The sequence below is a fragment of the Sphingobacterium sp. UBA7631 genome, assembly GCF_002483935.1.
GTDB classification, from domain to species: Bacteria; Bacteroidota; Bacteroidia; order Sphingobacteriales; family Sphingobacteriaceae; genus Sphingobacterium; species Sphingobacterium multivorum.
The window spans coordinates 674327-698541 of sequence record NZ_DLIX01000002.1 but is presented as its reverse complement, the minus strand read 5'-3'; the positions used below and the strand labels follow the sequence as shown (position 1 = coordinate 698541).

Annotated in this window: 20 protein-coding genes; 5 read left to right on the top strand and 15 right to left on the bottom strand. The window is 37.2% G+C overall.

Features of this window, described 5'->3' with window-relative positions:
- The first annotated feature begins 148 nt into the window (after positions 1–148).
- Positions 149–1912, top strand: a complete 1764-nt coding sequence (locus tag B3P16_RS03020; RefSeq protein WP_286841346.1) for an AMP-dependent synthetase/ligase — start codon at positions 149–151, stop codon at positions 1910–1912.
- A gap of 61 nt (positions 1913–1973) precedes the next feature.
- On the opposite strand, the gene rlmB is transcribed toward B3P16_RS03020, so the two are convergent.
- On the bottom strand, positions 1974–2762 hold the full coding sequence (gene rlmB, locus B3P16_RS03015) for a 23S rRNA (guanosine(2251)-2'-O)-methyltransferase RlmB (RefSeq protein ID WP_046672182.1): 789 nt from the start codon (positions 2760–2762) through the stop codon (positions 1974–1976).
- 77 nt (positions 2763–2839) lie between these two features.
- Entirely contained in the window at positions 2840–4684 is a 1845-nt protein-coding gene (locus B3P16_RS03010; RefSeq protein ID WP_286841344.1) for a DNA polymerase III subunit gamma/tau, read from the bottom strand.
- A 187-nt stretch (positions 4685–4871) separates the two neighbouring features.
- On the opposite strand from B3P16_RS03010, the gene B3P16_RS03005 reads away from it, so the two are divergent.
- Entirely contained in the window at positions 4872–6035 is a 1164-nt protein-coding gene (locus tag B3P16_RS03005) for a hypothetical protein (protein WP_286841342.1), read from the top strand.
- 148 nt (positions 6036–6183) lie between these two features.
- Here the strand turns inward: B3P16_RS03005 and B3P16_RS03000 are convergent, their stop codons facing one another.
- From B3P16_RS03000 to B3P16_RS02985, 4 genes are all read right to left on the bottom strand, one after another.
- Positions 6184–7005, bottom strand: coding sequence for a hypothetical protein (locus tag B3P16_RS03000; RefSeq protein WP_286841340.1), 822 nt, complete (start codon positions 7003–7005; stop codon positions 6184–6186).
- On the bottom strand, positions 6998–7294 hold the full coding sequence (locus B3P16_RS02995; protein ID WP_286841338.1) for a hypothetical protein: 297 nt from the start codon (positions 7292–7294) through the stop codon (positions 6998–7000). Before B3P16_RS02995 ends, B3P16_RS03000 begins: the two co-directional genes overlap by 8 nt.
- Positions 7295–7680: 386 nt before the next feature.
- On the bottom strand, positions 7681–9075 hold the full coding sequence (locus B3P16_RS02990) for a hypothetical protein (RefSeq protein ID WP_286841336.1): 1395 nt from the start codon (positions 9073–9075) through the stop codon (positions 7681–7683).
- A 79-nt stretch (positions 9076–9154) separates the two neighbouring features.
- The gene (locus B3P16_RS02985) at positions 9155–11947 is read right to left on the bottom strand and encodes a TonB-dependent receptor (RefSeq protein WP_286841334.1); all 2793 of its coding nucleotides are present in this window, start codon (positions 11945–11947) and stop codon (positions 9155–9157) included.
- Positions 11948–12378: 431 nt separating this feature from the next.
- Here B3P16_RS02985 and B3P16_RS02980 point away from each other — a divergent pair, with 431 nt between their 5' ends.
- The 3 genes from B3P16_RS02980 to B3P16_RS02970 all read left to right on the top strand — a co-directional run bounded on the left by B3P16_RS02980 (position 12379) and on the right by B3P16_RS02970 (position 15058).
- Positions 12379–13020, top strand: coding sequence for an ABC transporter ATP-binding protein (locus tag B3P16_RS02980; RefSeq protein ID WP_115047615.1), 642 nt, complete (start codon positions 12379–12381; stop codon positions 13018–13020).
- Positions 13021–13066: 46 nt separating this feature from the next.
- A complete protein-coding gene (locus B3P16_RS02975; RefSeq protein ID WP_286841332.1) occupies positions 13067–14461 on the top strand; it encodes an ABC transporter permease in 1395 nt (464 codons plus the stop codon).
- Between the two features lie 120 nt (positions 14462–14581).
- On the top strand, positions 14582–15058 hold the full coding sequence (locus B3P16_RS02970) for a hypothetical protein (protein WP_115047611.1): 477 nt from the start codon (positions 14582–14584) through the stop codon (positions 15056–15058).
- Between the two features lie 82 nt (positions 15059–15140).
- Here B3P16_RS02970 and B3P16_RS02965 read toward each other — a convergent pair whose 3' ends face one another.
- The 9 genes from B3P16_RS02965 to B3P16_RS02925 all read right to left on the bottom strand — a co-directional run bounded on the left by B3P16_RS02965 (position 15141) and on the right by B3P16_RS02925 (position 24082).
- Complete coding sequence (locus B3P16_RS02965; protein ID WP_115047609.1) at positions 15141–15854, bottom strand: 16S rRNA (uracil(1498)-N(3))-methyltransferase; 714 nt, start codon at positions 15852–15854, stop codon at positions 15141–15143.
- A 17-nt stretch (positions 15855–15871) separates the two neighbouring features.
- Positions 15872–17185 (bottom strand): hemolysin family protein, encoded by a 1314-nt coding sequence (locus B3P16_RS02960; protein WP_115047607.1) that lies wholly within the window; start codon positions 17183–17185, stop codon positions 15872–15874.
- Between the two features lie 8 nt (positions 17186–17193).
- Entirely contained in the window at positions 17194–17736 is a 543-nt protein-coding gene (locus B3P16_RS02955) for an inorganic diphosphatase (RefSeq protein ID WP_115047605.1), read from the bottom strand.
- A gap of 8 nt (positions 17737–17744) precedes the next feature.
- The gene (locus tag B3P16_RS02950) at positions 17745–18395 is read right to left on the bottom strand and encodes a DedA family protein (RefSeq protein WP_115047603.1); all 651 of its coding nucleotides are present in this window, start codon (positions 18393–18395) and stop codon (positions 17745–17747) included.
- Positions 18396–18538: 143 nt separating this feature from the next.
- Positions 18539–18955, bottom strand: coding sequence for an HIT family protein (locus tag B3P16_RS02945; RefSeq protein ID WP_046674212.1), 417 nt, complete (start codon positions 18953–18955; stop codon positions 18539–18541).
- 238 nt (positions 18956–19193) lie between these two features.
- Entirely contained in the window at positions 19194–19667 is a 474-nt protein-coding gene (gene greA / locus B3P16_RS02940; protein WP_046674213.1) for a transcription elongation factor GreA, read from the bottom strand.
- A 143-nt stretch (positions 19668–19810) separates the two neighbouring features.
- Positions 19811–20509: a response regulator transcription factor gene (locus tag B3P16_RS02935; protein WP_286752901.1), complete on the bottom strand. Its 699-nt coding sequence runs from the start codon at positions 20507–20509 to the stop codon at positions 19811–19813.
- 14 nt (positions 20510–20523) lie between these two features.
- Positions 20524–22182 (bottom strand): sensor histidine kinase, encoded by a 1659-nt coding sequence (locus B3P16_RS02930; protein ID WP_286841330.1) that lies wholly within the window; start codon positions 22180–22182, stop codon positions 20524–20526.
- Between the two features lie 13 nt (positions 22183–22195).
- Positions 22196–24082 carry an alpha/beta hydrolase family protein gene (locus tag B3P16_RS02925; RefSeq protein WP_286841328.1) on the bottom strand — a complete coding sequence of 629 codons (1887 nt, stop codon included), beginning with the start codon at positions 24080–24082 and terminating at the stop codon, positions 22196–22198.
- Positions 24083–24215 lie beyond the last annotated feature (133 nt).

Sequence of the window (24215 nt, the reverse complement as noted above, 5' to 3'; positions counted from 1 at the left end):
ACTCTGGCACAAAAGCGATCAGCTTGAGATGCCAGAGTCTTTTCTTTTACATCCTCTTCCGGTACAACTACTATAATCTCGTCTGCCAATACAATAGTATCTTTAAAAAACCGTAAATTAGCTGTATTACACGAACTGGATTTCCAACATGCGAACAGCAACGAGATTATTTGATTTAGCAAGCTTGCAATATGCTATTGCGCCAGATTTCCCTATGTTTTCTTTCAAAAAAGACAACGAGTGGGTAAAGGTCAGTAATACCGAATTTATTGATCGGGTCAATAAGACATCAAAAGGTTTGATCGCCCTTGGTGTTCAACCTGGAGAGAATGTGGCATTGATTAGTGAGAACCGTATCGAATGGAATATTTTGGATTTCGCAATCCAACAAATCGGTGCTGTAGTCGTCGCCCTTTACCCCAATATTTCGACTTCAGATTACGCTTATATTTTCAATCATGCGGAAATCAGAAATTGTATCGTTAGTTCAAAGAAACTATATACAAAAATATTAGCGATACAAGAAGACTGTCCACAACTGAAAGCTATTTACAGTCTCGACAAGGAGAATGACCTCAATCACTGGGAGGACTTTGTTGCGAAAGGCGTTATCATTCCGGATGAAACACTAAACCAATTGCGTGATACTATCCAAACAGATACGTTGGCATCGATCATTTATACCTCTGGCACCACAGGTAACCCCAAGGGGGTAATGTTGTCCCATCGAAACTTATTGGCAGATACATTGAGTAGTGAATATTCCTTTCCCGTCGAACGGGGTGATCGTGCCCTCTCCTTTCTTCCTGTATGTCATGCATACGAACGCGTATTCCAATATGTTTATATGTACAAAGGTTTAACCATCTTCTTTGCACAGTCTATGGATACCATAGGTGAAGATTTTAAATCCGTTAAACCCCATATTTTTTCCGCTGTACCTCGTGTATTGGAAAAAGTTTATGAAAAGATTATGGCAACAGGAGAGCAGTTGACTGGGCTTAAACGCAAACTATTCTTTTGGTCCTTTAGCGTCGGCGAACAATACAAACTGGAGGGACGTACACGGTGGTATGACTTTCAACTGAACATTGCCCGTAAAGTAGTTTTTTCAAAATGGCGCGAAGCATTAGGTGGCGACATCAAAGGGATTGCCTCCGGGAGTGCTGCTTTACAGGAAAGATTAATCCGTATGTATATGGCAGCAGGAATTCCAATATATGAAGGTTATGGCCTCACTGAGGCGGGACCATGTATCGCTGTAAACTGCTATAAACGAGGTATGAAAATTGGTACTGTAGGCTTACCGCTAATTAATATTGAAATTAAGCTCGCGGCCGATGGAGAGATAATAACCAAAGGTGAAAATAACATGATAGGGTATTATAAAAATCCAGAGGCAACAGCTGAAGTGATCAAAGATGGTTGGCTTTACACAGGGGACATTGGTCAATGGGTAGACGGTAAATTTCTCAAAATTATAGACCGGAAGAAAGAGATGTTCAAGACTTCTGGAGGGAAATACATTGTTCCTCAGCAGATCGAATCTAAGCTGGTGGAATCCTCGTTTATCGAACAGGCCATGGTAATTGGAGAAGCCCGCAAATTTCCTGCTGCTTTGATCGTTCCCAACTATAATAAACTGCTAGAATGGTCGAAAGGAACTTTTCCCTCCCTTGTCGATCTTTCTAAACAAGATTTTCTAAATAGTCCAGAACTGAAGCAGAAAATCGAATCGGAACTCAACCGTATTAATCAAAATTTTGGCGGCTGGGAACAGATCAAGAAGTTCGCTATTCTCTCCAACGAAATGACTGTTGAAACGGGTGAATTGACACCGACCTTAAAAATGAAAAGAAAAGTTATCTTACAAAAATACGATCGGGAGATTGAAGAAATTTATAAAATCTAGCCTACAAAAAAAGCCTTTGTCAAAAACAAAGGCTTTTCTATAATCAACTATATTATATTCTTTATTTTTTAACAATCCGTTGACGAATCGCTTCATAGATCACTACTGCGGCCGAAACAGACACATTTAACGAACCTATTTCACCGTACATTGGTATCTTGGCCAGGTGGTCGGCAATGCGGATTAGGTCATTGGAAACACCAACGTCCTCCGCACCCATAATAACACAAGTTGGAGCCGTATAATCTACGTCGTAGATACTCGAGGTTGTTTTTTCTGTACTGGCAACTAACTGCACACCTGAATCAATCAAAAATTTACCAACTTTTGAGAGGCTATCATGGCGACAGACCGGGATTTTATAGAGTGCGCCAGCAGATGTCTTGATCGCATCAGGATTGACCTCAGCCGAGCCTTTTTTAGGGACAATGATGGCATGTACTCCAGAACATTCAGCAGTCCGCGCAATGGCTCCCAAATTGCGAACATCAGTTACTCCATCCAACATCAGCAGTAAAGGAGTTTCACCTTTTTCATAAATCTGCGGCAGAAGTTCCTCTATGTCATGATAGGTAATTGGGGAAATAACCGCAATTACACCTTGATGATTTTTACGTGTTATCCGGTTTAATTTTTCAATTGGCACCTGTTGAGAAGCGATATTATGTTCTTTTAACAAGGCTTTCAATTCTAGAATCAAACTACCGCTCAAACCACGTTGTATAAATAATGACTCGATCTCTTTACCACTATCGATTGCTTCGATGACAGCACGAATACCAAATACCATCTGATTCACTTCACGTCTTTCCCCGTGGTCGCGATCACGTCTCTGAAAATTTCCTTGCATAATAAATACTAAATATCTGCCTCTTCATAGAAGAGTTTGCAAATGTACAAAAATAAAAAATAACTATTGTGTTTGAATTAGCTTAGTCCTAAGTTAAACTCTTTCCTCAAAGTATCTAAGAGCGGATTTTTGTTGACCATAGCTTGATACTTCTCCTGAGAAGTATAGGGTTTGCGTGAGATAGTATGTTCCATCATTACCCCCTGAAGATCAAGCGAAAAATTCTGAAGTTTCACACGCAGGTAATTCAGCACATCAACCTTTGCGCTTTGCAATACATCCATCTGAACACCATTTTCGACATCAATTTCAATCAATACCCCATTTAAGCGGGGTTGCATAGCAGTCATCATGGTATACAAGTTAATCTTGTTTTCTGCTTTCAGCTGTTCAGCATAACTATTCCAAACAGCAATAAATTGGCCGAATGAAACATCACGCTGTTCGCTTCCACGTATTAATTCAGGTTCATCACCTTCTTTGGCAACGGTATTGTTATCGTATATGGTATTCAAATCCGGCAAAGACGGAATAATTGCAGCAGTAGATGCTCCCCAGCCCCCTTTTTTTACTTTAGGCGGCACATTGGAAATAATATCTTTTTTCACCTCTTCCTTTGTCTCGGAAGCCTGATAATTTACGGGGTTAGCTTGCGGACGCGGTGTTACCTGGTTTTCAACGACAGGAGCATTCGCTGGAGAAGTCGCTTGCGGACTAAGAGCTACGGAGCTTTGTTGTGGTTGTCCCGCTACTGGCTCAGGAAGTTTTTTTTTTACACCCTCGGCTGCCGAAGGAATCTGTATGGACCCTAGCTGGCTCAATTTAATTGCACTTGCAATATGACATGTCTTGAGGAGTGAAAGTTCAACTTGTAAGCGTTGATTTTTACTTGTCTTATAGTTTATTTCACATTGATTGGAAATATTCAATACAGACAACAAAAATCCTGGAGAGGCTTTTTGGGATTGCTGTAAATACTTTTGACGAATACTATCACTTACTTCCAATAATTTAAGCGTAGTTGGCTCTTTAGCCACCAGTAAATTTCTGAAATGCGCTGACAGACCAGCTATAAAATGACTGCCATCAAATCCATGATTTAAAATCTCATTGAAAATCAATAAAGTTTGTGCCGCATCTTCCCTTAAAATAGCATCTGTTAGCTTAAAATAATAATCGTAATCCAAGATATTCAAATTATCGATTACCGCTTGATACGTGACATTTTTATTGGAAAAACTGACGATCTGATCGAACATCGACAAGGCATCCCGAAGACCACCATCTGCCTTTTGGGCAATGATATGCAAACCGTCCTGATCATAAGCAATGCCTTCTCCATCAGCGATACGAGCTAAATGACTGGCCATATCTTCCACTTTGATCCGATTAAAATCGAAAATCTGACAGCGCGAAAGAATAGTAGGTAAAATCTTATGTTTTTCTGTAGTCGCCAGAATAAAGATGGCATAGGAAGGTGGCTCCTCTAAAGTCTTCAAAAAAGCATTAAAGGCCGCTTGAGAAAGCATATGCACCTCATCTATGATATAGATTTTATATTTTCCAGCCTGCGGCGGTATACGCACTTGATCAATCAAGTTACGGATATCGTCTACGGAATTATTGGATGCCGCATCCAGTTCATGAATACTGAAAGAATTTCCATTTTGGAAAGACTTACAGCTATCACATGCGCCACAAGGTTCGGTGCCTGCTAAAATATTTTCACAATTAATTGTTTTCGCTAAAATACGTGCACAGGTTGTTTTACCAACACCTCGGGGACCACAAAACAAAAATGCCTGCGCCAACTGGTTGTTGTGTATCGCATTCTTTAAGGTACCCGTAATGTGTTGCTGACCTACAACCGAATCAAAGGTAATCGGGCGGTATTTACGTGCAGAAACAATAAAATTATCCATTGCACGAAGATACGGATTTTAAAAATGAAAAAGGAGCATCTAAAACCTAAAAATAGATTGTAATTTTTTAATAATAATTCCTTCAATGCACAAAAAAAGCAAATTTTATCGTTAATTTTATATTACTACAATGTTATCAAATTGTTAAGAATTGAAATTAAGGGAAATACATCGGATGTTTTTGACCATGCTAATTTGGTTAACCTGTGCTTCACAACAGCTTTGGGCGCAGCATCATGATTTCGATTTTTATGATGGGAAGGTATCCATTGATGTTCCGCCCGCCTTTAATATTCCATTCAAAGACAGCTTAACGATAGCTCATGTACAAAAATTCTATCAAATCGCTGATCAAACCGATTACATACAACTTGTAAACAGTTTACTCGAATACAAAGATGAGCATCATTTGAATGATTGGGTCTATTATCAGCTGATTCGTCGCACCGCACAACAAATTGCCCCGAAAGCTGAAAATTATACACGCTATACTTTATATAAATGGTTTTTAATGTGTAAATCGGGTTATGATGCCCGCTTGGCTGTGGGGAATAATCAGATTATATTTTTCATTCAAAACAAAGAAGACATTTCTGATATTCCTTTTTTTGAAATTGACGGAAAGAAGTATACCTGTTTAAATTTTCATGATTATGGGAAACTCTTTCAACGCACAGACACTTATATCCCCGTTAAGATTAAAGTACCGGAAGCTACTGAAGATTTTAGTTATAAAATCACAAAATTACCTGATTTTGTTCCAGCTAATTATAAAGAGAAGCAAATTGAGTTCAATTATGGCCATAAAGCCTACCATTTTAACGTCAAGTTGAATGAAGATATCAGTGATCTTTTTAAAAACTATCCTGGTGTAGATTTCGAAACTTATTTCAATATTCCACTCAGCAAAGAGACTTATCAATCGCTGATTCCTGCACTCAAGGAAAATTTAAAAGGAAAAAATCAACAAGAAGGTGTCGATTATTTAATGCGGTTCACCCGCTATGCATTCTTGTATGAAAATGACGAAGAGAATTTCGGGACCGAGAAACGTCTTTCTGCAGAACAAACGCTATTGAATAAATACAGTGACTGTGATGACCGTGTTGCCTTGTTTTTTTACCTGGTAAAGGAAATCTACAATCTACCGATGATCACCCTGCTTTATCCCACCCATGTAACGATGGCCGTCCAATTTGAACATCCTATCGGTGATGCTATTTTGTACAATGGAAAATATTATTCTGTCTGTGAGCCTACTCCTCAAGCACAGAGTTTGGATATTGGACAGCTCTCCGAACAACTTAAAAATCAGTCCTACCAGATTGTTTATCATTACGAGCCCCGATAAACCTTCTTTTGGCGTAAACAAACTATCAGCAAAAAATGGCTACATTAAATTAGATGCAAGTAAAGATCTACTTGCACCTAAATGTATCTCATTCGCTTATACACCTATTTNNAAATAGGTGTATAAGCGAATGTTAATTTCCAGATAGCTAGTCTTGGTAATAGTCAAACTTTTTTGTCATATCACTGATGCTTGGATTTGCATCCGATATAATTTTAATTTGAATTTCATACTTATTAAAACCCCCGACAAGACCATATTGCGATGCTGAGTAATCAACAGTATAACTACCTGTATTAGGAACATTTTTACCGATAAAGCCTTTACTCACTCCATATTGATAAAGTTCAAGCGAAACTGTATTTGTGTTAACTAAATTTTTATTCCAGGTGATAGCTGGCGGAATGTCATTATTGTAAATAGCGAAATGACCAATATCATTAATCCAATTATCATAGCTTGGAGGTTGTACAACCGGAGGAGGAATTTCATAATCAAAAGATTTAACATGATAAGCTTCTTTAAACCACAATGATGATGGAACATTCGAAGGATGGTTTTCGATTACCAAATAGATCTTGCCTCCTGCGGGAAGTTTTGAATGATCTATGTTAGCTGTATACTCCTTATCCAAAATAGAATTATATTGTCCAAAACTCGAATTGGTAATTTCTTTAGAACCGTCCAACCAAACAAATTGTCCATTAACTTGTGTTCCAAGTCCAATTAGCATATTTGTTGGATACCAACTCCACGGCCCACCTGAAGGATTAATAGCTCTAGTTAATGTCACATTATATTTTACCGATGTACTAGAACCTGTTGTAGATAAGGCAATTTTTGTAGAGCTCAGCAAGTTATTATTATTAATTTTAAAATCACTTACATAAGTAGGTATTCCTTGTCCGAATAAAATTTGAGCGGCAAAAAAGAAAAACAATGTTGTTATATAATATTTTAGCTTACTCATTGTCTAATTTTTTAGAGTTGTTAAACATTTCAATTAATTTTTCTTTACTTACCTGATCAACTCCCCATAATTTAAACTGTTGCGTTTTTGAATCATAGGTTACATCGCCTTTTTTAACATTTATAGACTTAGCAAAGTAATCAATTAAGTCAGATGTACTTACAGCAGCAACTTCTGCCTGAGAGACTTCAGAAGGGGCGACCTCTTCTTTTTTGCAGCCAGTAAAAGCTGTTACACACAAGAACGCAACTATTGCTATCTTGAGAAAATTTTTATTTCTTCTTTTCATTATCTGAAGATAGCACTACAGCATTAAACAATAATAAATTAAATATTACATTATTTTAAACAACTACAAATAAAATAAAATGAACGAATAAAATTTAACTCAATAGAAGAAAGCATTCAAACTACTATGACACGATATAAAACTATTTTATAAAAATATAATCATGTGATAGAATGGGATTGCATCTTTCACCCCTGCATCCGGACCACAGTACTCAAGCATGACGATCAAATAAATTGAGTGGAGAAGGTTCCGTATTCGACAAATTTACCATCCTTGAAAATAAGCTGCTATTGTTCATTGTACACCGCGAAAAATAAGTCAAAAAAAAATCCTGCCAAGGCAGGATTTTCCATCTATTTTACTAAACTATAATTATCTATTTCTTAGAAAGATGCACCAGTAGCAGCTACTGATCCTGATTTCAGGATAAAGTTTGGCGACGTTAAACTATATGGATTAACCAAAAGATTTTTAGCCGCTGCATCATCCAAGAACGTATTATTATTTGTTGTCAAATACGTTTTCAATAAATCAACAGTGGCAAATGATGGCACATTACCATCCGCTACTATTGCTTTATCAGCAGTAAAAGATTGATAAATGTTGTTCTTAATCAAAGAAGTCTTATCTGTCAAAGCATCACCAGTTTCTTTATCACGTATATCGATACCATAACGCATGTTGATAAAGATAGAATTAGCAAGGATCATCTTGCTCCCTCTTCTCCACAAATTTGCATACTCATGTTTTGGATCCACATCTGTATTACCAGGACCAACCAAAGTCATATTTGATATCACAGGACGTGTTCTTGGAGAAGAATCAAATACTTTTTCCGAATTATCAGATTCAATACCATTTGATTGACCAGCTTGATCCGCTAATTTCGGATCTCTAAGACCTACTAAGAATTGAAGTTTTCCGGAGTAACCATTATCGAAATCGAAAATATCATCGATGTTTGCAGTAGAGACAAGGTGCTTAGCATTTACTGTACCACCAAACCACTCAAAAGAATCATCACCAGAATAAGCAACTTGAACGTATTCAACAGTTGTCTTAGAACCAACTGATCCAAATGTGACACCGTTAATTTCGTTATTTGTTGTATAGGCAATACCTGGAAACTCAACACGTACATATTTAAGAACTCCTGAGTTATCATCAGCGATCGTTCCACCATGATTTCCGTATGGAGCTGTTAAACCGCCTTCGATAAGACCCGTTCCACCAGGGATATTATTAGGTGCCTTACCTAAGATAATAATTCCACCCCAATCACCTGGAGCTCTTGTACCTGCAGGTTGGTTTGAAGTAAATACAATCGGTTTAGCAGCAGTACCTTCTGCGTTGATTTTACCACCCATTGTAACAACCAATGTTGCTTTGGTATTTTTATCTCCTCTAATTACTGTTCCAGCTGGAATCGTTAATGTAACACCACTTTTAATATACACAAAACCTTTCAACAAGTATGTTTTGGATGCATCTAATGTTCTATCTGCAGTTATTTCACCTGAAAGCTCCTCGGTAGCAGTAGAATATGCAGTCTTATTTGGCTCGTAATTAACCCATCCCGATGTCCAATCAGTTGAACCAAATGCACCTTTGTAAGCTACTTTCTCAAAAAAAGAATCAGCAAGCGATTCATTGGAATCACCTGGTTTAACAGGAGGTTCTATCACCGAAGGATCACTCTTACTACAGCTTGCAAATGCAGTTAAACCTGCCGCTAAAACAGCTAAAAGATTTAAGTTTAAATTCGTTTTCATTTTCATGTTTTATTTATACAAAAAGAATAATTTAATTTAACGATACAATTAACGCTATGTTAAGTATTTATGAATTAACACTAGACTACCAAAATTTATAGGAGAGCGTAAGAGACACAGTAGACCCATATTTTTCAGCTCTATTGATATTATCTGTATTTTTATTAAATGCTGCATTCGGATCTGAACCTTTTGGTTTTTGATAGAAATAAGCTTTATTATTTAAAATATCACTATAATTCAATTTTACTTCGGCTCTGGAGTTTGCAAATTTTTGCGCTAATTGTAGATCAAGAATGTTTCTAGAATATTCGTAAATATCTGGATCTTCAGCGTTACCAATTGCCCATATTCTCGGTCCAACTCTATTATATAAGAGTGTAATCGCTGTCGTATTTGGATTTTTGGTCGTATACGATAATCCCGCATTTATTAAATAAGGCGATTGTCCTTGCAATTTTCGTTTACCTGTCGAGTTTACAGTAGTTGGAACAATAACTTTCGAATAAATGTATGATCCATTCGCGTTGATGACGAAATTATCCAATCGCTCATCAATGAATTTTAGATTTTTTCTTACTTCTGCTTCAACTCCAAACACATCTGCAGACTTTGAATTGGTGTAATTAAATGAACGGCCTGAGTTTCCCAACTGTAAAGCTTGTTCGATCGGATTTTCAAAATATTTATAAAATGCTCCCACTGATAAAACTTCACCCGCTGTTGGATAATACGCATATCCCAAATCAAAATTTGATGTTTTTGATTGTTTTAAATTAGGATTTCCGCGAACGTTCATGTTTTTATTGAAGTCATAAAATGGAAAAGGTGCCATTTCCCTGAACTCCTGTCTTCCTACCGTTTGTGAAGCTGCAAAGCGAAAACTCTGCTTGCTATCCAAATTATAGATTAAATTCAACGAAGGTAGTAGAGATATTGTCGTTGTGTCAACACCTACTGGATTACCATTATCTTCACTATTCAATTTTAAATTATATGACTCAAGACGCGCTCCAGCAATTACCCTTAATTTCTCCATCACAAATCCATCATACATCAAATAGCCTGCGTTTAAAAATGCTTTCGCATCATAATGATCACCACCGTTGGTTATTTCATTGAGTATAAAGCCGTTTGGACGAATATTGGCTTGATCAAAAATTTTGTCTTGCGGTAGTTTCAACAAACTCGCATCAAAGTTTCCATTTCGAATGAATCCTATCACCCTTGCATTAAAATTTCTATCACGTAACTGATTGAAATAACCTGCTTTTAATTTGTCATTTTCCGAGAATAAACGGATCGGTAATGTCAAATTTAAAGCTCCGCCATACGAATTCTCAGTCATTGTTGAGTTGAAATTACCTGCTCTGTCTGCGGTGGATGAACTGGTCGCAGAAATCGATGCAGTACCATCTTTTGAATATTCCATCCGCTTATAACCGGGCTCATCTCTATCTGTACGACCATAATTCAAGGACCAATCCAATTTTAATTTACTTTTATCTGAAAGGATATGTTCACCAGACAATTGATTTGTTAAAATAGACCGCTGTAATAGATAGTCTCCAGTGCGATAAAATTCACTACCCGAATCATCTTTTCCTTCACGGAGCGTAAATTGATTCTCTAAAATTCGATTGTATAAGTTTTTAAAAGAGATTTTATTTGACTTCCAAGAATACGCGAAGTTTGCAAGGGCTCCTAAATTTGTATTGAAACTATATTGATCGTCATGGAATACCTCTGGCAATGACTGGCCTACGTATGCCTTTTGGTCTGCCTCTCGCTTCCTTTGGTCGTAACGATAAGTCAAAGAGAAAATGGCTCCAAATTTAGAATCATCTTTAAAATTCTTAGTGGAACCGTAATTCAGCTGAAAATTCGGGGTTAATGTCGACTTCTTCGTATCATAACCCCAATTGTTTTTAAATAATTTAGAATATTCAAAAATTTCATTTGAATTATTTTGTAAAGATTGAAAATCCTTTGTGGAAGGAAAACCTTTAGGAATTTCACGGTCACTTCCTGCAAAACCAAACACTTCACCACCAGCCCTTTTTGCTGAGGTAAAATCTTTAAATGTAGACTGTGTATTATAGGATGTACCTATGGATGCATCAAAGAAATTTTTCTCTGGAAAATCCTTTGTATTTACTTGAACTACACCTCCAGAAAAATCAGCTGGGATATCTGACGTCGCAGTTTTATTAATTACGATTGATTCAATTAAATTTGAAGGAATGATATCAAAAGAAAATGCACGTTTATCTACTTCTGTATTGGGTAAAATCGCGTTATTCAACATCGCTGAATTGTAACGATCACTTAGTCCCCTTACAATAACATATTTATTATCTTGAATACTAGCACCACTTACTCGCTTAATTGCCTCAGACGTATTTCTATCTGGACTTCTCTTAATCTGTTCGGTCGAAATACCACTAGAAATTCTAGCACTATTTTTTTGCTGGGAGTATAAAGCGCTGATCGACTCCTTTTTGAAAGTTCCCGTAACAACAACCTGATCCAATACAGTTCCCCCAGTATTATCAAGTACTACATCGAGCGTTGTAACATCCTTGTCCTTTATCTCTACATCAGTAATTTGCTTAGTAGCGAAGCCTACATAACTAAACTCCAATGTATACTTCCCCGCAGGTACCGCAGGAATATTATAATTACCAGTCACATCCGAACTCCCCACTCTCGCCGTACCGATCACCTTAATTGTCACACCCGTGATTGTTTCACCTGTTTTGACATTTGTTACTTTACCCGCCACCTTTCCACTGCCTTGTGCATAAACTGTTGTTGACGCAGCTACTGCTAGCGTTACGACTGCAGCGATTCTTCTAAGTTGTAATTGTGGTTCCAATTTATTTGTTTTTTGTTTCTGCAAAGCTATTAGCAGAATATTAGATTAACATTAACAACAAATTACCATTACATCAATCAGCTGTTAATTTAATGTTACCTATAGCCAGTTTTCCTCGATTTTCAGTAAAAAAGGCTGTTTATGGCCGATTTGCGTAGTATTTGGGCAGTCTCCAAAGAGATTATATTAAAGAAGTGTAATAAAATTATTAAGCACTTAATTTATTAACACAATAGGTTATTTTTCTAATTTATACCTTAATGAATGCCATGTAACGGGTTTACATAGCGACCTGGTACTGCTAGTTGAAAGCGAACAATCATCTTCCATTGCAGCTGTTAACTCACCGCAGTAAATTGCTTTTTATATGCAANNTTGCATATAAAAAGCAATTTATCTAAGTTTGAATATATTTTCAATTTCTGATCCGCATGAGCACTCCAATCGTATCGACAACAAAGTTATCATTTCAGTATCCCAATTCAAGGCTAATTGAATTTCCAGATATCTATATCGAGAAAGGCCAGCATACGCTGTTATTGGGGGATTCAGGTTCTGGAAAAACAACACTGCTGAATATTTTGGGGGGCTTGGCTCGGCCAGAAACAGGTCAGGTCAAGATCAATAGCCAAGATCTAGCATTGTTATCAAACAGCAAATTGGATGAGTTTCGTGCCCAATATATCGGGTTTATATTCCAAGAGGCACACCTGCTGAGAAATCTAACACTTTTGGAAAACATCAAGTTGGCGCAGTCTTTAGCAGGGAAAAAAATAGACATCAGTGCAATTCATCTTATACTTAAACAACTACAATTAGATGAAAAAAGTGCTGCCTATCCGAACGAATTGAGTCGCGGCCAGTTACAACGCGCCGCTATTGCACGTAGCGTCATCAATAAACCAGCCTTATTAATTGCTGACGAACCTACTGCCGCTTTGGACGATAATAATACCTACAGGGTATTAGAACTTCTCCTATCTATAGCTGACACTGCAGGATCAACTTTACTGATAACAACACACGACAAGAGAATAAAAGATCAGTTCTCCAAAATGTACCTTTTAAAATAATTGTTTTACTTTATTTACGCGTCACCTTTAGTTTTTAAAATTTGTTATGAACACGATACAATTGGTTTGGAAAAATTTAAGTAGGCAGTTTGGCTCGGTCTTTCTCAGCATGCTGTTAACGGCGTTTGGAATTTCCATCCTTGCCGTGCTTTCAATTACCGGAGAAACTTTTGAAAAGCAGCTTGACAATAACAGTAAAAATATTGATTTGGTCGTCGGAGCCAAGGGAAGCCCACTTCAGTTAATCTTGTCCAGTGTTTATCATATCGACAATCCAACCGGTAATATCCCACTAGGCGAACTGGAGCCACTACGCCAAAATCCACTTGTTCGGCTTGCTGTCCCCTTATCTTTAGGCGACAATTTTAAAGGTCACCGCATTGTTGGAACTGATTCATCTTTCTTAGCTATTTATGAAACCGCTGTAGCCGAGGGGCGTATTTGGCAAAATAATTTTGAAATAGTCATTGGTGATCAAGTTGCCAAAAAACAACAGCTAAAAATTGGCGATAAGATCCATAGTTCACATGGCCTGAGCAAAGATGGGCACCATCATGATGATCATCCTTTTACCGTTGTCGGTATTTTAAAACACAATAATAACGTTACCGACAACTTAATACTGACAAACTTGGAAAGTGTTTGGGATGTACATGGCATTGCACATCAGCATGAGCATCATGAAACAGCAGCAGAGAAAGAGCAGCGCGAACGTCAGGAAGACCGGGAAGAAACCGTCAACGCGCACTTACACCACCACGGCGAAGATATAGCAGAAAATTCATCTTCTCCCGTCGAAATGAATGAAAAAGGACATCACGAACAGGAAGACCATCCTGAACACACAGAGGAAGGTATGTTTGTGAAGTCCATAGGGGCCGATATGGTCAAGCAAAATGGACTGGAAATAACCGCCATCCTACTCAAATATCAATCTCCTGCGGCGATCGGAATTTTACCAAAATTGATCGATCAACAAACCGATATGCAGGCCGCATCCCCTGCGATGGAAAGTACACGTCTATTCTCTTTATTAGGTGTAGGGATAGATTCTTTATCTATACTAGCTTATGTAATTATGTTTATTGCAGGTTTAAGTGTCTTTATTAACCTATATAATGCATTAAAGCAACGTAAATACGATCTTGCCATCATGCGTACGCTCGGAGCCTCCAAAGGAAAACTCTTTGCTATTGTGCTCCTTGAAGGACTTACAATTACTATTATTGGTGGATTAATTGGACTTATAATGGCACATTTGGCACTCTACTATATCAGTAATCAAGCGAGTCAAAGCGCTGATTTTATTGAGGCCTTTAAACTCCATCCCAAAGAATTGGTATTTTTGTTTGCTGCTTGTATAATCGGTATCTTCGCAGCAATCATTCCAGCAATCAAAGCTTACAGGACAAGTATTTCTGGAACGCTATCAAGTAAATAAGTTTAACTAAGATCAATACACTACAAAAAAGATCGCAATAAGAAGAGCAGTTTGACCTATAGGTAGGATAACGTAAAATATAGAAGAACAGCTTCTTGATACAAAACAATAGCATAACACATGAAAAAAACGCTGACAGTATTACTATTTATAATATTTTGTACAATACAATCACAGGCTCAAATAGGCAGTAATCCGGATGTTCCGGACCATACGCCTATGATGAACAAAACATGGGAAGCGATTGATAAGATGGCTTATAAAGTAACCTATAATGGGGCAAAGAAAGTATATACTCCATTCTATCCAAAAGAACTTAAAGCCCTAGAAAATAAAATAGTTGAATTACCGGGCTACATGGTTCCTCTTCATAGTGGTCGTAACCATAAAAACTTTATGATGTCTGTATTACCCGTGATGCAGTGCCAATTCTGTGGATCGAATGGAATTCCACCCATGGTTGAAGTAACGTTAAAAGGTAGCGCGATAAAATTTTCCGAAGATCCAATTAAATTAAAAGGGAAAATGATATTTACCAAAGATCCACTTAAGGGAAATGCTGAGATCCAGATTGTAGATGCGGAACCTATAAAATAAACTAGCGTCCATTTGAACGATCAAATTGGCTTTGCAAATTATTCTTCAGAGCCAATTTGCCAAACCAACGCAGCGGCTTATTTTATCTATTCAGCAGCGAAACTTCCATACATGCGGCTAAAGCGGCCGTTTCGGTCCTTAAGCGCGCTTCTCCCAAAGAAATTGGATGAAATCCCATTTGTAGTGCCAAATCAATTTCCTCCTCAGAGAAATCTCCTTCTGGACCAATGAGGATAATATAATGTTGCGAAGGCTCCAAAACCTGGTTTAAATACTTTTTTTCAGCATCAACACAGTGTGCAATTGCTTTTTGAACGCCTTCTGTTGGAATATCTCTCAAAAATTGTTTAAACGATACAGCTGGATTAAGTTTGGGAAGATAGGCTTTCAATGATTGTTTCATGGCTGCAACAACCACCTTGTTCAGACGATCTAATTTTACCTCTTTTCGCTCAGAATGCTCACAGATAACTGGAGTTATTTCCTGAATGCCAACCTCAGTTGCCTTCTCTAAAAACCATTCTATACGATCAATATTCTTCGTTGGAGCAACAGCGATATGTAGATGATACCTCGGCTGCTGAAAGTATTCCTTGACATTTAAAATAGTAAGAACGGTACGTTTGGGATGAGGGTCAATAATTTGAGCTTCGTATAAACCACCACGACCATCGATGAGATGTAAATGATCGCCGGTATTCATACGAAGCACGCGAATTGCATGTTTACTTTCTTCCTCACTAAGGATAAAATTTTCTAACGAAGGATTTAAATCCGGTGTAAAAAATAACTGCATTTATTAGCGTTATTAGGTTATTCTTCTGTATCATCATCGGCCGATTCGACCAATTCCAATTTGACAAACTCAATATTCTGTTGGGCTTTCCGGATAATAGTGAATACGTAGCCATATTCTTCTTTCCGCTCACCTACTTCGGGAATTTTATCAAAAATCTCACTCACCAAACCCGACATGGTATCGTAATCTTGACTCTCTGGCAATTCTATAGGGAGAAACTCATTCACATCATGAATACTAGCTCCAGCATCGACCATATATTCCGTTTCAGAAATTCGTTCAACAACTGGAGTTTCCTCATCATATTCGTCCTGAATCTCACCGACCAGCTCCTCAACAATATCCTCCAGGGTAACCATACCTGCTGTCCCACCAAATTCATCCAGTACAATCGCCAACTGTAGACGCTTTTGCTGAAATTCAGCCATGAGATCATTAATCTTCTTCGTTTCAGGAATGAAATAGGGCTTGCGCATGATATTTTTCATGACAACTTCCTTTCCTTTAGCTAAGAGGGGAAGAATATCCTTTGTATGTACAATACCAACGATTTGATCAATGTTATCTTCATAAATTGGGAGACGGGAATACCCCTCTTCAGTCATTGTTTCAATCAGCTCAGAGGCATCAGCGCTAACTTCAACAGCGACAATTTTGGTACGGGGTACCATAATATTCTTAACGATACGTTCGTTAAAATCAAATACATTTTTAATCAATTCGTGCTCGGAAATATCCAAAGCACCAGACTCTTTACCTTTATCCAACAGGTACTGTAACTCCTCAGAAGAGTGCGCAGATTCACCTTTAGTGACTTCAAATCCCAAAATTTTCAGTAGAAAATTAGCGAAACCATTTAAAATCCAAATAAATGGTCTAAAGATAAAGTAGAAAAATTGCAGTGGAACCGCAATTTTCATGGTTGTTGCAACAGGTTTTTGAATCGCAATTGATTTAGGAGCGAGCTCTCCAAATACAATGTGTAACACAGTAATAATTGTAAAAGCCAATATATGTCCTGCATTCGTCGCGATTGTACCTGTCAATTCAACACCGAAAAAACCGAGAAACCCCTGCACAATTTGGGTCATTACAGCCTCTCCTACCCAGCCTAAGGCGAGTGAAGAAAGTGTAATACCCAATTGTGTAGCGGCCAAATAACCATCCAAATGCTCCGTTATACTTTTGGCTATTGTAGCAACTTTGCTACCTGTTTTTGCCTGAACTTCAATTTGGGAGACTCGGACCTTGACAATAGCAAACTCTGCCGCGACAAAAAAGCCGTTAGCCAATACTAAAAACAATGTCCAAAATATATCGAGCGCCATGCTTGGGGTTATTTGTTAACAAATTCTTTTTTGTACAACTCGATAGCCTCGATCAAGATTCTTTGCGCTTCTTCACGTCCCTTTACACCCTCAACAATGACATGTTTCTTTTCGAGTGCTTTATAACTCTCAAAGAATTGTACAATCTCCTTCATCGTATGCGGAGGCAATTGATCAATATCTTTAATGTAATTAAAAACAGGATCATTTTTGGCGACCGCAATAATCTTATCATCTTGTTCTCCACCATCAACCATATTCATCACACCAATAACCTGTGCTTCAACCAATGTCAAAGGTAAAATATCCACTGAGCAAATAACCAAAATATCCAAAGGATCTTTGTCATCGCAATAAGTTTGTGGTATAAAACCATAATTAGCAGGATAAACGACAGATGAACTCATTACTCTGTCCAAAAGCAACAAACCAGTTTCTTTGTCTAATTCATACTTTCCTTTGGATCCGTTTGTAATCTCAATGATAGCATTTACGGCATTTGGAACATTCTCACCTGGAGAAACCATGTGCCAAGGGTTTTGTTTACTCATTTTTTAATTTACTGTATATTTTGTTTGTTTCTTTTATCTTTTATACGCTTTTTTAGTAACGTTATTGCAATTGGCAAAAATGCGATCACAATCATACCAACGACAACATATTCTACATAATGTAAAATCCAAGGGAACTCTATACCGAGGAAATATCCAGACAGGGTCAACACAAGTACCCAAATAGCAGCCCCGGCAACATTGTACAGAACGAATTTCTTAAAATCTAATTTTACAACACCGGCAAAGATAGGTGCAAAAGTACGAACTATTGGAACAAATCTTCCTATAATTAAAGCTGTTCCACCATATTTATGGTAAAACTCTTCCGCCATGACCACATATTTTCGCTTAAAGATGAAGCTATCTTTTCGCTTAAATAACATTGGTCCGGCTCGATAACCAAACCAATACCCTGTAAAATTCCCTAATACTCCCGCGACAAATAAGCCTAGACAAAGCGTGTATATATTAACGTCAATTTTATTTAGTGCACAAAATAATCCTGCAAGAAATAATAAATAATCACCAGGTAGAAAAAATCCAAAAAATAGACCTGTCTCAGCAAATACAATTAAGATAACCAGATAAAATCCACCAGAGCTCAATAACTCTTCCGGATTTAATAATTGTTGAAATGACAACAAAAGTTCATGCATAATCTTTAGTAAAAATCAATATTGCGTTTCTTTTTTAGAACAAATCCTACGCTTATTCTTGTACAAATTTTAAACAGCAAAGTACAAATATAGCATTCTTCTAAAAAACGAACGTAAATCAAGTGTAATATAATCTTTTCTAGTTATTGATTTTGAGCAGTTATACCGACAATAGACTCGCGAATAGTAGTCGCAATTTCATGAAGTTCATCATTAGACAAGCTCAATTTAGGTCCAGCAAAATTTAAATCACTAATTTTATTAATAGGTACCAGATGTATATGTGCATGAGCTACCTCCAAGCCAACTACTGCTACTCCGACTTTTACACAAGGAATCACTTTTTTAATACCTTGAGCAACAATTTTAGCAAATACCCAAAGTGCCATATATTCATCATCCGCTATATCAAAAATATAATCTGTTTCTTTCTTAGGGATCACCAGAACGTGTCCCTTAGCCAATGGGCTGATATCCAAAAAAGCCAGAAAATCATTACTTTCTGCAACTTTGTAAGCTGGAATCTCCCCAGCAACGATTTTTGAAAAAATTGTCGACATATTATTCTAATCTTGGAATAAATCTTTTAAACAGTGATTAGCAGAAAGCAGACTTTAAAATGCAAAGCCTTCGGTATGTTAACAATTAAAAATTTAACTGTAGATTTTATCACACCCTGTTTTTCTACTGTCAACAAATATAAACAAAAAAGGTCGCGATTACTATATCACGACCTTCTTAATATAAAGTTAATTTGTGGATGTGCGGTTATGGCATACCGCACATAACCGACATATATTATCTTGAAATCTCTACGATTTCGAATTCAATTTTCCCTGCTGGCACTTCAATAACAGCTGTATCACCTTTTGATTTACCCAATAAACCTTGGGCAATAGGAGACTTAACAGAGATTTTACCAGACTTCAAATCCGCTTCTGACTCCGCAACCAATTGATAAGTCATTTCAGCACCATTCTTCTTGTTCTTGATCTTAACAATCGATAACGCCAAAACTTTAGATGTATCCAATTTGGACTCATCAATTAAACGGGCTGTCGCAAGTGTGTTCTCCAAATTGGCAATTTTAGCCTCATGAAGCCCCTGAGCTTCTTTAGCAGCATCATATTCTGCATTTTCTGACAAATCCCCTTTGTCTCTTGCCTCTGCAATAGCATTGGCAATTTTAGATCTTCCTTCCGTCTTCAGATAAGCCAATTCTTCTTTAAGCTTACGCAATCCTTCTTCCGTAAAATAAGTTACTTCTGCCATAATTTTATCTTTTTTCTTATTTTCTACATTTTAAAAAAGAAACAAGACCATATTACCCTCGTCGGGAAACATGGTCTTGCTTCGAATCTATACGAAGATAATAATTGTTTTCAACAAAACAAATTCTTACCTGTTAAATATAATTAAATCTCTTCCTCATCAACAAATTTATATCCCAGCCCCCTTACGGTCTGTAGATAATGTGGCTTATCAGGGTTTGTTTCTATCTTTTTTCTTAAACGAACCACGTGCATATCCAAGGTCCGTGTGTTGACGTTTGAGCTATATCCCCAGACAACTTCCATTAACTCTTCGCGCGTAATCTCTCGACCTAAGTTTTGTAGAAAATGAAGTAAAATTCGGTTCTCCAAGATAGTCAACTCAACTTTTCTTCCGTCACGTATTAAGGAATGGATGTTGGGATGATGTTCCGTCTGACCAAATTTATAAACTTCGGGACTGTTTTTAGGCAAGAAAAATTTCACCTTATTATCGATCATAGCAATAAGCACATCCATATTGAACGGCTTGCTGATGTAATCAGTCACACCAAAGCTATAGGCTTCAATTTTGTCTACATCTTGAGATTTAGCTGTCATCATGATAATGATATTCTCAAAGCCGGCTTTACGGACATCTTCACAGATCTCGTTGCCCTCTTTTCCTGGAAGCATCCAATCCAGCAAAACCACATCGGGCCTCTTTTCCAAAATCAAACCCTCCGCTTCATTCCCATTTCCGCTTTGAATGACCTGATAGCCTTCGGATTCCAATCGATGTTTTACCAAGAAACGTAGGTTCTCATCATCTTCAATAACAGCAACTGTGATGTCTTTATTCATATTTAAATTTATTTTTAAACCGGAAATACCAAGGTAAAGGTGGTCCCTTGTCCCAACTGACTTTTTACTGTAATATCACCGCCTATAAATTCAGTAATCTCCTTACAGAAAGCCAATCCCAAACCGATACTTCCTTGCTGATTATATTGACTTTTTATTCTATAAAACTTTTTGAAGATGTTGTTAAACTCAGCCTTCTCAATCCCTATTCCTTCATCTTTAAAAGTGATAACAAAATTCTTCTTGTTTTGTTGTATCGCAATATCCAAGATTTTATGCCCCGCTTTCGAATATTTATAGGCATTATCAATCATATTTTGAAACACGCTACTCAATAGTACCGGATCTGCAAGCATTGATGTCCTTACATCAATTTTTGTGCTAATCTTGAAATCCGAGTATTTTATTCTTGACGAAGCTACTAGATTTTCGGTAAATTCCTCCAAATCAACTTCTTCTTTATTTAATTTTATGGTTTTATTTTCTATCTGACTAAACGACAATAGCTTATTCATCAGGTTATTTAATCGGTCTGCCTCCTGATCCAATATATTTCCATACATTTTCCGTTCTTCATCAGAGAGTACCTGCGCACTCTTAATATTATTTCCAGCAATTTTTATAACGCTCACAGGCGTCTTAAACTCATGCGTAAGATTATTGATGAAATCGTACTGCAATTTAAAAAGTCTTCCGTTAATTTCTAAATTTCTATAAATTAAATATAGTATTGCAATTAAAATAATATAAATCAGGGATACACCGCCCAATACCGGCCAAAAACTGCGGTTTATCTCTTTTGATAGAAAACTCTTACTCGATCTAAAAAGAAGTTTATAGTCAGCTAAGGCTCCTGGTAAAGGCATCTCAGTAGAAATCTCGTCATTTTCTGGCGTGATCGGGGCACCCACCAACGGAACTATTTCTACTTTCTCATAAAGATTTGAATAGCTATTTTTTACTTCCAGATACATTGGATCGATCTGAAAATTGAACATGTCCTGTTCATATCCCACAGTATGATCCAAATTACCTTCCATGATGGACTTATAGACAATTAAGTCATTGACCCTCGGAATATTCAAGTAGGTAATCTGTCCGGGTCTTATCGTATAAAAAACCTTCAGAATATCCTTATCAGAAAGCTTGGCATTCGATTGCAATTTATCGATATAAGTTGCCAGCTTGACGCCAATATTATTAATTTCCTCAGAATGCAGGCCCATCTGCCCACGGTCTCGAATCGTATTCTTATTCAGCCCGGATCGGGAAACGGTAAAAATGGTTATGGTCTTCGGTTGAATTCTAAGATTATTAACAATAAAACCATAGTTCAAGTTATGATCATTATTAAATTGCAAATCAAAAAAACCGATTTCCCGAACAAAAGGATATGAACTTAATATACTATACGCATATTTCCCCGCCTGCACTGAATCCAAAAAACCCTGATAAAAAGAAACTTCAGGAATTCTATTTTGAAAAAAATCGTTGAAAGGGATTAAGGTTTGATCAAATATTTCTGATTTCCGGTTAGTGAATTCATTTTTTATATGCGATTCTGTATAATTACGGGAAAGAAAAAGGGCAAAAATGTACAGACCACTAATCACGATGAAAAACATCAACAATAGGCCGTAGTTTTTTCGATAGCTATATTTCTCTGCTTTCATAGTCTCCCCGCCTTTAGTCTACAAGATATTTCGCCAAAAATCGCTCCAGCTCATTATAGTAACCAAAGACATTCTCATCCCGTTTAAAAGTTCTATCTTCATCCTCTTTCAGGATGTATTGTACAGGAACATTATTATTCTTTAATTTCTGCACAAATTGATTTGCGTCCGGAACCGAACTAAATCGATCTTTCCCCCCTTGGACCAATAACACCGGTATCTTTACTTTATCCGAATGAAATACAGGTGAAATATTTTTGAATAGTTCTGCCTCCCGAATCGGATTTCCAACGATTTGATACATTTTCTGCACATAAGATTTAAAGTATGGCGGAATATCCCTAAAGTAAGTGAATAGATTGGTATAACCGGAATAAGACACAGCGCACTTATATAGATCAGAATTAAAACAGGCTGCATGTAGCGCAGAATAGCCCCCAAAACCTTTCCCTACAATAGCGACACGTTCCCGATCAGCAATTCCTTCTTTAATCAGCCATTTCACCCCATCGGTAATATCATCCTGAATCTTCCCGCCCCATTCTTTAAATCCCGCCGTCCAAAACTTCTTGCCAAAACCTGTTGAACCTCTATAGTTCATCTGAAAAACTAAATATCCCCGATTTGCCAAGAATTGGGCCTCATTGTCAAATCCCCATACTTCCCGCCCATTTGGCCCATCATGAGGCAATACAACCATTGGAAGATCTTTGCGATTGGAATGTATAGGGTAAGTCAGATAGCCTGAAATCTGAATACCATCGCGTGCTGTATAGGTGATATACTCATTGGGCGATAGCTCTTTGTCTTTTAGATCGGAATTATTATCTGTTAGCTTTGTTAATTTTTGCGTCGAAAAGTCATAAAAATAAATACCCCCTGGATTTACGTCCGTATAGGTTTTGATAATTACTTTGTCACCCGAAATGTCGGTATTTAGCACCTGAAATTCAAATCCATCGATCTGTTTGGACAACTGATCATATTTCTTTTTGGTAGCTTCATCAAAAAAATGCCTATTTTGTCTAGAGGTACTGTAATTTACGAACAATAGCTTATTTTGTTCCGTAAAATACCCTCCAGGACTCACATCAACATCTTTATGGCTGTAAAGTTCCCCTAACTCCTTCTGGTTTGCCAAATCATAGCTAACCAATGCCAGTTTATCCCGGTCTATATTGGATAAGGCATAAATGATCGCATCAGAACTATCTTGATAACCCAAAGGTGTAAAACTGCTCTCCACATCACAGCGTATAATCTCTTTAAAAGGTTCTTTCTCGGAACTCCGATAGAGCACAGACTGCTGTACGGAATCATTGGCTACCGCCAATCTTACCTGCCCATCATTGGACACAACCCAAGAACTCATATTTCCCGGATTCTGTAAAACCAATTCCCGTGGTCTCCCATCTAAATAGATGCGGTAAAGGTCAAAAAATGAAGAATCACGATCGTTGATTCCCGCAATAAAACTATCGCTTCCGGTCACAAGGGCATGAACCCACCGAAATCGTCCCCGAACCGGTTTAATTAATGGCCAAATTTTCTCTGTATTGATATCCACAGCATATAAACGTAAACTATCCTGTGTGGATTGCTCTGTCAAAAACGAAATTTTTGAATCATTATTCCAAGCAAAAGATTTTACATTAATATCATTTTGATACGTAAGCTGCTTGGAACTATCCTGATGAACCAAATCTATTAAATAGATATTTTTGCAATGATTGTCTAGGCCAATGTAAGCTATAAATCGACCATTTGGGGAAATCTTAAAATTTGATTTTTCGGGTGTAGAAAAAAATTGATTTATTGGAATACGATCAACGCTATGTCGTTGACACCCCAACATGATCATGGCAGAAAAAAACAAACCTATCCAAAATTTCATCCTCATAATCCCAGTTACATCCTTATCATTTATTCCAAATATTGCAATTAAATACGAAATTGCATTAAATGCAACCTTATTTTTACAAGATATAGTAATTAAATGTAATATTCAAACTTATCTCCCTTCTGCTCTTTAG

Bases quoted from the DNA above. Each gene is read 5' to 3' on its own strand.
- B3P16_RS02990 (WP_286841336.1), bottom strand. From the start codon at position 9,075: ATGAAAATGAAAACGAATTTAAACTTAAATCTTTTAGCTGTTTTAGCG.
- B3P16_RS02965 (WP_115047609.1), bottom strand. From the start codon at position 15,854: ATGCAGTTATTTTTTACACCGGATTTAAATCCTTCGTTAGAAAATTTT.
- B3P16_RS02970 (WP_115047611.1), top strand. From the start codon at position 14,582: ATGAAAAAAACGCTGACAGTATTACTATTTATAATATTTTGTACAATA.
- B3P16_RS02960 (WP_115047607.1), bottom strand. From the start codon at position 17,185: ATGGCGCTCGATATATTTTGGACATTGTTTTTAGTATTGGCTAACGGC.
- B3P16_RS02975 (WP_286841332.1), top strand. From the start codon at position 13,067: ATGAACACGATACAATTGGTTTGGAAAAATTTAAGTAGGCAGTTTGGC.
- B3P16_RS02995 (WP_286841338.1), bottom strand. From the start codon at position 7,294: ATGAAAAGAAGAAATAAAAATTTTCTCAAGATAGCAATAGTTGCGTTC.
- B3P16_RS02925 (WP_286841328.1), bottom strand. From the start codon at position 24,082: ATGAGGATGAAATTTTGGATAGGTTTGTTTTTTTCTGCCATGATCATG.
- B3P16_RS02955 (WP_115047605.1), bottom strand. From the start codon at position 17,736: ATGAGTAAACAAAACCCTTGGCACATGGTTTCTCCAGGTGAGAATGTT.
- B3P16_RS02950 (WP_115047603.1), bottom strand. From the start codon at position 18,395: ATGCATGAACTTTTGTTGTCATTTCAACAATTATTAAATCCGGAAGAG.
- B3P16_RS02945 (WP_046674212.1), bottom strand. From the start codon at position 18,955: ATGTCGACAATTTTTTCAAAAATCGTTGCTGGGGAGATTCCAGCTTAC.
- greA (WP_046674213.1), bottom strand. From the start codon at position 19,667: ATGGCAGAAGTAACTTATTTTACGGAAGAAGGATTGCGTAAGCTTAAA.
- B3P16_RS02935 (WP_286752901.1), bottom strand. From the start codon at position 20,509: ATGAATAAAGACATCACAGTTGCTGTTATTGAAGATGATGAGAACCTA.
- B3P16_RS03010 (WP_286841344.1), bottom strand. From the start codon at position 4,684: ATGGATAATTTTATTGTTTCTGCACGTAAATACCGCCCGATTACCTTT.
- B3P16_RS03005 (WP_286841342.1), top strand. From the start codon at position 4,872: ATGCTAATTTGGTTAACCTGTGCTTCACAACAGCTTTGGGCGCAGCAT.
- rlmB (WP_046672182.1), bottom strand. From the start codon at position 2,762: ATGCAAGGAAATTTTCAGAGACGTGATCGCGACCACGGGGAAAGACGT.
- B3P16_RS02980 (WP_115047615.1), top strand. From the start codon at position 12,379: ATGAGCACTCCAATCGTATCGACAACAAAGTTATCATTTCAGTATCCC.
- B3P16_RS03020 (WP_286841346.1), top strand. From the start codon at position 149: ATGCGAACAGCAACGAGATTATTTGATTTAGCAAGCTTGCAATATGCT.
- B3P16_RS02930 (WP_286841330.1), bottom strand. From the start codon at position 22,182: ATGAAAGCAGAGAAATATAGCTATCGAAAAAACTACGGCCTATTGTTG.
- B3P16_RS03000 (WP_286841340.1), bottom strand. From the start codon at position 7,005: ATGAGTAAGCTAAAATATTATATAACAACATTGTTTTTCTTTTTTGCC.